1 protein-coding gene and 1 pseudogene are annotated in these 436 nt (G+C 65.4%); both read right to left on the minus strand.

Features of this window, described 5'->3' with window-relative positions; genetic code table 11:
* A partial coding sequence (locus J5M72_RS28775) for an FAD-dependent monooxygenase (protein ID WP_207868338.1) occupies positions 1-182 on the minus strand: 182 nt, incomplete at its 3' end.
* A 21-nt stretch (positions 183-203) separates the two neighbouring features.
* Positions 204-436: pseudogene (locus J5M72_RS28780) on the minus strand (twin-arginine translocation pathway signal protein); the annotation flags it as partial.

Genomic DNA, 436 nt, shown 5'->3' on the forward strand with positions numbered 1-436 from the left:
TCTTCGATCAGCAATACCTTGAAGCCGGCAGTACTGAGCATCTGCGCGCTGGTAGCGCCACCGGCACCGCTGCCGATCACGGCAACGTCGGCTTCCAGCGTGAGATCGTGTGTCAGGCGCGAGGCGTCATGGGTGATCCCGCCGCTTTCCAGGCCTTGGCGAAACGGGTCGGGGTCAGGCATTGGCGCTGCTCTTGATTGTTTTCAGATTTTCGGTGGCCCCGGGTAGCCGCAGGCGGCCCAGGATTCGGGGCGTTCGTACCAGGCCATCTGCAGCAACTGCAGCAGCGAGGCGTGGCCCATGCGCAGCAGGTTCAGCGAGCTGTCCTGCCAACGTTGCAGGAAGGCCGTGACCTGCGCGGCGCTGGCTTGGTCCCAGGCGCCCCAGACACCGGTCAGGGGACCACGGGTGAGCGGCAGGCTGAGCACGTCGAACA

It is taken from the genome of Pseudomonas sp. 58(2021), from assembly GCF_017491585.1.
In the GTDB taxonomy this organism is placed as follows: Bacteria; Pseudomonadota; Gammaproteobacteria; order Pseudomonadales; family Pseudomonadaceae; genus Aquipseudomonas; species Aquipseudomonas fluorescens_BT.